General features: G+C 42.4%; 8 protein-coding genes and 1 riboswitch. Of the genes, 5 read left to right on the forward strand and 3 right to left on the reverse strand.

Annotated elements, in window-relative coordinates; genetic code table 11:
• A partial coding sequence (locus tag WKI42_RS07770; protein ID WP_368081616.1) for an N-acetylmuramoyl-L-alanine amidase family protein occupies positions 1-1,053 on the forward strand: 1,053 nt, incomplete at its 5' end.
• A gap of 221 nt (positions 1,054-1,274) precedes the next feature.
• Positions 1,275-2,558 (forward strand): trigger factor, encoded by a 1,284-nt coding sequence (gene tig / locus WKI42_RS07775; RefSeq protein ID WP_247939884.1) that lies wholly within the window; start codon positions 1,275-1,277, stop codon positions 2,556-2,558.
• Positions 2,559-2,605: 47 nt separating this feature from the next.
• On the opposite strand, the gene recD2 is transcribed toward tig, so the two are convergent.
• The 3 genes from recD2 to rnhC all read right to left on the reverse strand — a co-directional run bounded on the left by recD2 (position 2,606) and on the right by rnhC (position 6,705).
• Positions 2,606-4,972 (reverse strand): SF1B family DNA helicase RecD2, encoded by a 2,367-nt coding sequence (gene recD2 / locus WKI42_RS07780; RefSeq protein WP_368081617.1) that lies wholly within the window; start codon positions 4,970-4,972, stop codon positions 2,606-2,608.
• Between the two features lie 233 nt (positions 4,973-5,205).
• Positions 5,206-5,820 (reverse strand): signal peptidase I, encoded by a 615-nt coding sequence (gene lepB, locus WKI42_RS07785; protein ID WP_001083986.1) that lies wholly within the window; start codon positions 5,818-5,820, stop codon positions 5,206-5,208.
• A 3-nt stretch (positions 5,821-5,823) separates the two neighbouring features.
• Complete coding sequence (rnhC, locus tag WKI42_RS07790; RefSeq protein WP_368081618.1) at positions 5,824-6,705, reverse strand: ribonuclease HIII; 882 nt, start codon at positions 6,703-6,705, stop codon at positions 5,824-5,826.
• Between the two features lie 86 nt (positions 6,706-6,791).
• Between rnhC and zapA the strand changes: the two genes are divergently transcribed.
• From zapA to WKI42_RS07805, 3 genes are all read left to right on the forward strand, one after another.
• On the forward strand, positions 6,792-7,094 hold the full coding sequence (gene zapA, locus WKI42_RS07795) for a cell division protein ZapA (RefSeq protein WP_000002019.1): 303 nt from the start codon (positions 6,792-6,794) through the stop codon (positions 7,092-7,094).
• Positions 7,091-7,639, forward strand: a complete 549-nt coding sequence (locus WKI42_RS07800; RefSeq protein WP_368081619.1) for a CvpA family protein — start codon at positions 7,091-7,093, stop codon at positions 7,637-7,639. Before zapA ends, WKI42_RS07800 begins: the two co-directional genes overlap by 4 nt.
• Before the next feature lie 102 nt (positions 7,640-7,741).
• A complete protein-coding gene (locus WKI42_RS07805) occupies positions 7,742-10,078 on the forward strand; it encodes an endonuclease MutS2 (protein ID WP_368081620.1) in 2,337 nt (778 codons plus the stop codon).
• A 164-nt stretch (positions 10,079-10,242) separates the two neighbouring features.
• A riboswitch (glycine riboswitch) is annotated at positions 10,243-10,331 on the forward strand.
• Positions 10,332-10,462 lie beyond the last annotated feature (131 nt).

Consider the following 10,462-nt stretch of genomic DNA (forward strand, 5'->3'; position numbering starts at 1 on the left):
CTAGCTAAAAATAAGTGGGTGCAAAATGCTGGCTCTTGGTATCATTTCGACGGTTCTGGTAACATGCAGACAGGCTGGTACAAAGAAGGTAATACATGGTACTCACTAGCAGATAGCGGGGCTATGCGTACTGGATGGTACAAAGAAGGTAGCACATGGTACTCCCTAGCAGATAGTGGCGCCATGCGCACTGGTTGGTACAAAGAAGGGTCTACTTGGTACTATCTTCGTTTTAGTGGTTCTATGCAGACAGGTTGGGAGTGCATAGATAATAATTGGTATTATTTCGAACAATCAGGTGCAATGGCCTCTGATAGAGTTGTAAATTCTAGTGATGGCACAGGCTATATTCTCAGCAAGGATGGCCATATGTTCACTTTACAAAATAGCCCTTATAAAGATGATGATATTGTCCGTTTAGGTGATGGATATGAGTATCTGATTACATCAAAATTTGACGGAAATAACTTTACTGATGTTATCGTGGCTAAAAACACTTGGTATATCAAGCCTGAAATCAAGAAGTTTTCCGAAAAATATGGGGATCAAGTTTCAAATACAATCTTAGCTTTAGTAGATAATAAAGAAGAAGGACAAGAAATTGATCCTAAAGCTGTTATTCGTAATTTCCAAAATCTACCAGGTCGATATTACTTTGGAGCAGATGGTCGTAGAGTATTACCACTTCCAGAGATGACAACTAGATCAGAAATCAAAAAAGTTGGCAATGATCTTTATCTAGAAGACCCAGGTGTACGACTTAGACTTCCATCTACTAACTTCACAATCAATAACAATAAACTATACCATTTAGATAATGGACAAGGTAAGCTTAAAACAGGTTACTTTGTATTGATTGATGACGGTATGTCTACAACCCACTATCATTTCCTTGTATATGCAGACCAATCTGGTGAGGTTCTTAAGATGAAACGCTTGCCATCAGGATTTTCAGATTATTTTGATAAAGAAATCGATGGTTTCTATGGTCAAAAAATTAAGATTACACAGCCAAATAAGTATGAATATTACAAGGTTCTTGTGGTTAAATAATACAAAACGAATCGCCTAATGAGGGATGTGTGGGCGATTCGTTTTTTACTGTAATCAGTCATCACTAAGCATCTTTTATAAGATTATATTCGAAACCTAAAGAAAAACAAGAAGAAACCATACTTCCAGCATCATTGAAAAGCGCAGTCATTACTTGAAAAAATTCGCTCGTTTATGTTATAATAGACTGTATTTAAAAAATTTTAAGGAGAAATGACAGAATGTCTGTATCATTTGAAAACAAAGAAACAAACCGTGGTGTCTTGACTTTCACTATCTCTCAAGACCAAATCAAACCAGAATTGGACCGTGTCTTCAACTCGGTGAAGAAATCTCTTAATGTTCCAGGTTTCCGTAAAGGTCACCTTCCACGTCCTATCTTCGACAAAAAATTTGGTGAAGAGTCACTTTACCAAGACGTTATGAACGCTCTTTTGCCAAACGCTTATGAAGCAGCTGTAAAAGAAGCTGGTCTTGAAGTCGTTGCACAACCAAAAATTGACGTAACTTCAATGGAAAAAGGTCAAGACTGGGTTATCACTGCTGAAGTCGTTACAAAACCTGAAGTAAAATTGGGTGACTACAAAAACCTTGAAGTATCAGTTGATGTAGAAAAAGAAGTAACTGACGCTGACGTTGAAGAGCGTATCGAACGCGAACGCAACAACTTGGCTGAATTGGTTATCAAAGAAGCTGCTGCTGAAAACGGCGACACTGTTGTCATCGACTTCGTTGGTTCTATCGACGGTGTTGAATTTGATGGCGGAAAAGGTGAAAACTTCTCACTTGGACTTGGTTCAGGTCAATTCATCCCTGGTTTCGAAGATCAATTGGTAGGTCACTCAGCTGGTGAAACTGTTGATGTCGTTGTAACATTCCCAGAAGACTACCAAGCAGAAGATCTTGCAGGTAAAGAAGCTAAATTCGTAACAACTATCCACGAAGTAAAAGCTAAAGAAGTTCCAGCTCTTGATGACGAACTTGCAAAAGACATCGACGAAGAAGTTGAAACACTTGCTGAATTGAAAGAAAAATACCGCAAAGAATTGGCTGAAGCTAAAGAAGAAGCTTATAAAGATGCAGTTGAAGGTGCAGCAATTGATAAAGCTGTAGAAAACGCTGAAATCGTAGAACTTCCAGAAGAAATGATTCACGAAGAAGTTCACCGCTCAGTAAACGAATTCCTTGGAAACTTGCAACGTCAAGGTATCAACCCTGACATGTACTTCCAAATCACTGGAACAACTCAAGAAGACCTTCACAATCAATACCAAGCAGAAGCTGAGTCACGTACTAAGACTAACCTTGTTATCGAAGCAGTTGCCAAAGCTGAAGGATTTGATGCTTCAGAAGAAGAAATCCAAAAAGAAGTCGAGCAATTGGCAGCAGACTACAACATGGAAGTTGCACAAGTACAAAGCTTGCTTTCAGCTGATATGTTGAAACATGATATCACAATCAAAAAAGCTGTTGAGTTGATTACAAGCACAGCAACAGTAAAATAATCTTAATAAACAAAAATCCCACCTGATTAGGTGGGTTTTCTTATGCACTATTTTCCAAAAATCTCTCTGAGGTCTGCGTCTGTAATCCCAATCATAGCTGGAATACTGGTCCAGTTTTCTTCGGTTAGGATGTAGGATTGTTCAGAGTTACTTGATGTGACTGTTTCAGAGACAACTGGTTGCTTTTCTTCAACATTCTCCAATAAATCACTGAAGCGTTCAATCAGATAGGTTTTTCGGGCAGTTCCAATGTGTTGGGTAGCATAATCAAAGGCCTGCAATTCACCTAGTAAGATAAGCTTGCTTTTGGCGCGTGTAATGGCTGTATAGATGAGATTGCGCTCCAGCATACGCCTACTAGCACTGGTGATCGGTAGGATGACAACAGGGAACTCACTTCCCTGTGATTTATGGATGCTCATGGCATAGGCCAGGCGAATCTTGTACCATTCGTTACGTGGGTAAGAGACTTCATTGCCATCAAAATCAATAACAATCTCGTCTTGTTTCGACTCGGTGTATTTACCCGGAATCAGGTCTGTGATGGCTCCTAAATCTCCATTAAAGACATTGATTTCAGCATCGTTGACCAAATGAATGACCTTGTCGCCCTTACGATAGTGACACTGGGGAGCTTCAAAACTGAGTTGATTTTTTTGTGGTGGATTGAGCAGGTCTTGCATGAGCTGGTTAATGGCATCAATCCCTGCCGTCCCTCGGTACATGGGAGCCAGAACCTGAATATCACGAGCAGGGATACCACTTCTGAGGGCAGCGCCTAAGATCTTTTCAATGGTAGCAGGAATATGGCCACTAGCAATTTCAAAGTAGGAACGGTCTGCTTTTTTCTGGGTGAAATCAGCTGGCAAGATACCCTGTCGAATCTGACTAGCTAGGGTGACGATGGTTGATTCTTCGCTTTGCCGATAAATTTTTTCCAAGCGAGTCTGAGGAATCAAGGGAATATGAAGCAAATCCGCTAGAACCTGTCCAGGACTGACAGACGGTAGCTGGTCACTGTCTCCCACGATGAGAATTTTACTGTTAGAAGAGATGTTGGAGAAGAGTTGATTGGCCAGCCAAGTATCCACCATAGAAAATTCATCCACGATAATAAAGTCGGCATCCAGATAATCTTCCAGATGACTGGTATCATCGTCGCCTGTCATTCCCAAGTGGCGGTGTATGGTCGCGCTAGGCAAGCCTGTCAATTCATTCATGCGTCGAGCAGCTCGACCAGTTGGAGCGGCAAGAAGAATCGGCAAGTTGCTTTTTTTCCTGAGGTCAAGTCCTTCTAAAAGTGCGTAAACAGCGATGATCCCATTGATAACAGTTGTCTTACCAGTACCAGGCCCACCTGTCAGAATAAAGACCTTGTTCTGGATAGCATCACAGATGGCTTGTTTTTGAATGCTATCATACTCAATTCCCAGCTCTTCCTCGACAGTAGTGATATGCTTTTGAATAGTTTCTAAATCTTGACTCTTCTGTTTTCCTTTTTCAAGGATACGAACCAAGTGACTACGGATCCCTTCCTCCGCGAAAAAGAGACTATTGTCAAAGATTTTGGTATCGATCTGCTGAACCTTGTCTTCTTCAATGAGGTAGGAGAGTTCTTGAGCCACTTGGCTGGGATCTAGTTCCACGGGACGGGAAGACTCAAGGAGAGTGAGGGTTTGTTCTAGCAAGTCCCGTGCTTCAACATAGGTATCTCCTGTTTCCATACAGGCCTGAAAAAGACTGTGAACTAGACCGGCACGGAAGCGTTCAGGAGCCTGACTTTCGATGCCTAGCTCCTCAGCTAGCTGGTCAGCGATGGTAAAGCCCAAGCCCTTGATATCCTCAACCAGTTGGTAGGGATAATTTTCAACCACATCAAGGGTTTCTTCCTTGTAAAAGTCTTGAATCTGAAAGGCTAGTTTATTGGGAATGCCGTAGTTGGCTAGTTTGGCTAAAACCATCTCTGTTCCGTAGTTGAGACGAAGAGTGGATACGAAAGCCTCACGATTTTTTGCAGAGAGACCTGAGATGCCTTCTAGCTTTTCTGGGTGTTGCAGAATTTCGTCAATGGTATTATCACCATAGGTATCCACGATTTTTTGAGCTGTCTTGAGACCAATTCCCTTGAAATGGCTACTGGAAAAGTACTTAACCAGCCCCTTACTAGTCGGTTTTGCGCGTTCATAACGGCTGATTTGCAGTTGTTCCCCATACTTGGAGTGCTGGACAATTTGCCCCCAAAAAGTGTAGTCTTCTCCCTCAATCACGTCAGCCATGGTTCCTGTGACAATGATTTCAAAATCATCAAAATCTTCTGCGTCCGTATCTTCGATTTCTAGGAGAAGGATGCGATAAAAATTGCTGGGATTTTCAAAAATAATCCGTTCAATGGTTCCTGAAAAATAAACTTCCATAAAATTCCTTTGCATGAATAGGTGAGAGTTGGGGTTGTTTTTATTTTATACTCTTCGAAAATCTCTTCAAACCAGGTCAGCCTACATCTGCAACCTCAAAACACTGTTTTGAGCAACCTGCGACTAGCTTTCTAGTTTGCTCTTTGATTTTCATTGAGTATTAGTCAATAACCAATTCCTTCTCACGATAGAAGAAGAGGCTGAGATTGCTGATTCTCGGCCTCTTCGATTTCTTAAAATGTTCCGATACGGGTGATTGGCCAGAAGCGGAATTTAGCTTCCCCTGTGATATCTTTTGCTTTAAAAGTACCTACGTGGCGGCTGTCGCTCGAAACCAAGCGGTCATCTCCGAGGAGAAGGTATTCTCCTTCTGGAACTGTAAAGCTAAAGTTGGTATTGTAGTTGACATCAACTGTGAAGGCTTGAGCCTTTTGAGCGATACTTCTAAAGAAAGTGCCTTTATTTCCTTCAAATCCCTTGCCTGAGTAGGTGCTTTGGAGTTTGTCGTCCTTGAAACGTTTGATATAGTCAGCTAGGTAAGGTTCGTCCGTCTCTTTATCATTGATGTAAAGTTTATCGTTTTCGTAACGGATGGTGTCGCCAGGCATTCCGATGACACGTTTGACAATGTCCTTATTGCCATCTTCCTCATGGGCCACCACGATATCAAAACGATCAATAGGAAGGTGTTTGACAACGAAGAGGATTTCGCCATCCGCTAGAGTTGGATCCATGGAATGTCCTTCTACGCGGACATTGCTCCAAAAAAAGATACGGCTTAAAGCTAGTAATGACAGAATCAGGAGGAACAATCCCCACTCTTTTAAGAAATTTTTAAATGAATTCATAACTTACCTTTCTAAGCGTTTTTTCGCTTTTTCAGTATTTTTAAAGTGCAGTTTGGCGCAGAAGTTGAGTCCCTGCATACCATAGGCTTGCAAAATCTGGCTAGCCACCTTATCAGAAGCCGTTCCAGCTCCACTTGGAAGTTGATAGCCCAGCTCTCGTCCTAGATTTTCAAGATTTTCTAGAAAGAGATCACGCGCAATGATGGAAGAAACTGCGACAGCCAAGTATTTGCCCTCAGCCTTTTCTTCTAAGCTGATAGGATTGCTGAAACGATTGGCCTCTTGTGCCAAGTACTTGTCATAATTTTTAGCACTGGTAAAGGCATCAATCACAATTTTCTCAGGCTGAGCACCTTTTTGAAGAAGGAGATAGATAGCCTGGTTATGGAGGGCTACCTTAACAGAAACAGCATTGTAGCGGTCTCCGATGACCTCATTGTACTTGCTTGGTGAGAGAAGCAGTGCTTGGTGCTGAATTTTTTCCTTGAGGATAGGGGCAATTTGACGGATCTTTTGGTCGGTCAGAGTTTTAGAATCTCCCACACCGAGTTTCCGCAAGAAGTCATGTTGGTCAGGTGTGACAAAGGAAGCCACAACTGCAAGCCCACCAAAGTAGGAACCATTTCCCACCTCATCTGTCCCAATTAAAGGGAAATTTTGTCCCCTGTTTTCCTCTACAACTTGATAGCCAAAGAAACTAGCATATTTCTCAGCCCCTTCACCCTGAAGCAAGACCTTTCCAGAAGTATAGATAGAAACCGTTGCCTGAGGCAGTCTCAAAAAGTAGCGGATATAGGGATTCTTACTAGGAGCCAGACTGGTTTGATAGTGTTCAAGAAAAGCCTGAATCTCCTTTTCATTTGGTGTGAGTGTTATACTTGCCATAGTTTCTATTGTACCACAAAAGCAGTAAAATTTGTAAAAACTGACAAAATTAGCGAATTTTGGTATAATATCGTGAGGTGAATTTTATGGCAAATCTAAATCGATTCAAATTTACATTCGGGAAAAAATCATTAACCTTGACAAGCGAGCATGATAATCTCTTTATGGAGGAAATCGCCAAGGTTGCGACAGAAAAATACCAAGCAATTAAAGAACAAATGCCTAGTGCAGACGATGAAACAATCGCTCTTTTGTTGGCAGTTAACTGTTTGTCAACTCAACTCAGCCGTGAGATTGAATTTGACGATAAGGAGCAAGAGTTAGAAGAACTCCGTCACAAGCTCGTGACCTGTAAGCAAGAGCAGAGCAAGATTGAGGATTCCTTATGATTTCACTCCTTCTTCTTTTGGTCTTGGCTTGGGGATTTTATATCGGCTATCGGAGAGGCCTGCTCTTACAGATTTATTACCTGATTTCAGCCCTGGCATCAGCTTTTGTGGCTGGCCAGTTTTACAAGGGGCTTGGTGAGCAGTTCCATTTATTACTCCCTTATGCAAACCCGCAGGAAGGTCAGGGAACTTTCTTTTTCCCATCGGATCAACTCTTTCAGTTGGATAAGGTCTTTTATGCAGGTATTGGCTACTTGCTTGTATTTGGGATTGTCTATAGCATCGGTCGGTTGCTTGGTCTCTTGTTACACTTACTTCCTAGTAAAAAACTGGGTGGCAAGTTGTTCCAAGTTTCAGCAGGTATCTTGTCCATGTTGGTAACCTTATTTGTCTTGCAAATGGCCTTGACCATACTAGCAACCATTCCCATGGCAGCTGTACAAAATCCTCTTGAAAAGAGTATCGTCGCAAAACACATCATCCAGGGCATACCGGTAACAACCAGTTGGCTCAAACAAATCTGGGTGACAAATTTAATCGGATAAAAAGGGCAGGAATTTTCCTAGCCCTTTGTTTACAGATTGACTAGAATCTATCAGAATGTAAAAAGCTACCACACCTAGACATTCAAAGACAAGGAAATAAAGATGAACAAGAAAATATTAGAAACATTAGAGTTCAATAAGGTCAAGGCCTTGTTTGAGCCTCATTTGTTGACCGAGCAGGGCTTGGAGCAATTGAGACAGCTGGCTCCGACTGCCAAAGCAGATAAAATCAAACAGGCTTTTGCTGAGATGAAGGAAATGCAGGCTCTCTTCGTCGAGCAACCGCATTTTACTATTCTCGCAACCAAGGAAATTGCAGGAGTCTGCAAGCGTTTGGAGATGGGGGCAGACCTCAATATTGAGGAGTTCCTGCTCTTGAAGCGCGTGCTTCTTGCCAGCCGAGAACTGCAAAGTTTTTACGCCAGTCTGGAAAATGTCAGCTTGGAAGAATTAGCCCTCTGGTTTGAAAAATTACACGATTTTCCGCAATTACAAGGAAATCTCCAAGCCTTTAATGATGCAGGTTTCATTGAAAATTTTGCCAGTGAAGAATTGGCGCGCATCCGTAGAAAAATCCATGATAGCGAGAGTCAGGTCCGCGATGTTTTACAGGACCTGCTCAAGCAAAAAGCGCAGATGTTGACAGAAGGAATCATTGCCAGCAGAAATGGCCGTCAGGTTCTACCAGTCAAAAACACCTACCGCAATAAGATTGCAGGTGTCGTTCATGATATTTCTGCTAGTGGAAATACCGTCTATATCGAACCCCGTGAGGTGGTCAAACTGAGCGAAGAAATTGCCAGTTTGCGAGCAGATGAGCGCTATGAAATGCTTCGCATTCTTCAAGAAATCTCGGAACGTGTTCGCCCTCATGCGGCTGAGATTGCTAATGACGCTTGGATTATCGGCCATCTGGACTTGATTCGTGCCAAGGTCCGCTTTATCCAAGAAAGGCAAGCAGTCGTTCCTCAGCTATCAGAAAATCAAGAGATTCAACTGCTCCATGTCTGCCATCCTTTGGTCAAAAATGCCGTCGCAAATGATGTCCATTTTGGTCAAGATTTAACAGCGATTGTTATGACAGGTCCCAATACAGGTGGGAAGACCATCATGCTTAAAACTCTGGGCTTGACGCAGATTATGGCCCAGTCTGGTTTGCCGATTTTAGCAGATAAGGGAAGCCGTGTTGGTATTTTTGAAGAAATCTTTGCCGATATTGGCGATGAGCAGTCTATTGAACAGAGTTTGTCTACCTTCTCTAGCCATATGACCAATATTGTGGATATTCTTGGCAAGGTCAACCAACATTCACTCTTGCTCTTGGATGAGTTGGGGGCTGGTACAGATCCCCAAGAGGGAGCCGCCCTTGCCATGGCTATTCTGGAGGACCTTCGCCTGCGTCAAGTCAAGACTATGGCGACTACCCACTATCCAGAACTCAAGGCCTACGGTATTGAGACAGCCTTTGTGCAAAATGCCAGCATGGAGTTTGATACTGCAACTCTTCGCCCAACCTATCGCTTTATGCAGGGTGTTCCTGGCCGAAGCAATGCCTTCGAAATTGCCAAACGTCTGGGCCTATCTGAAGTTATTGTAGGGGATGCCAGCCAGCAGGTCGATCAGGACAATGATGTCAATCGGATTATTGAGCAACTGGAAGAGCAGACGCTGGAAAGCCGTAAACGCTTGGACAATATCCGTGAGGTGGAGCAAGAAAATCTCAAGATGAATCGTGCTCTCAAAAAACTTTACAACGAGCTCAATCGTGAAAAGGAAACCGAACTTAATAAGGCGCGTGAACAAGCTAGTGAGATTGTAGACATGGCCCTAAGTGAAAGTGACCAGATTCTCAAAAATCTCCACAGTAAGTCCCAGCTCAAGCCCCATGAAATCATTGAAGCCAAGGCCAAGCTGAAAAAATTGGCTCCTGAAAAAGTGGACTTGTCTAAAAACAAGATCCTTCAAAAGGCCAAGAAAAAACGAGCTCCAAAGGTGGGAGATGATATCGTGGTTCTCAGTTATGGACAGCGTGGTACCTTGACCAGTCAACTCAAGGATGGCCGCTGGGAAGCCCAAGTTGGTTTAATCAAGATGACCTTGGACGAAAAAGAATTTGACCTTGTTCAAGCTCAGCAAGAAAAACCAGTCAAGAAGAAACAAGTTAATGTGGTGAAACGAACTTCTGGGCGAGGACCTCAAGCTAGACTGGACCTTCGAGGCAAGCGCTATGAAGAAGCCATGAATGAGCTAGATGCCTTTATCGACCAAGCCTTGCTTAATAATATGGCTCAAGTTGATATCATCCATGGTATCGGAACAGGTGTCATCCGTGAAGGTGTCACCAAATACTTACAAAGAAACAAGCATGTCAAGAGTTTCGGCTATGCCCCACAAAATGCTGGAGGCAGTGGTGCGACCATTGTCACTTTTAAAGGATAAGAAATATTTCGGAATTCATAAAGTAAAAACTGTTGAACTAAGTTTTACTAATAAACACATTGACAAAAGCCAACATTTTTTGTAAAATAAGAATCAATTAAATACCAACACCGAATGAAGTTTAATAGAAGTGGGGAATCGTTTGATTTTCCATGACTGTAAATGGACGGAACTCTGGAGAGACCGTAAAGGCACCGAAGGGGCAAGGCAGGCAACTGCTCAAACTCTCAGGTAAAAGGACAGAGCTAGGATAGACCGCTTTTTAGCATTTATCTAAGCATTCCAGAGTACATGTATCTTGCATGTGCTCTTTCTTTTGGGGTTGAAAAGATAGGAGAAGGAAATGTTAGAATTGCTTAAATCAATTGATGCTTTTGCTTGGGG

This window comes from Streptococcus pseudopneumoniae (genome assembly GCF_038148935.1).
Taxonomy (GTDB): Bacteria; Bacillota; Bacilli; order Lactobacillales; family Streptococcaceae; genus Streptococcus; species Streptococcus pseudopneumoniae_U.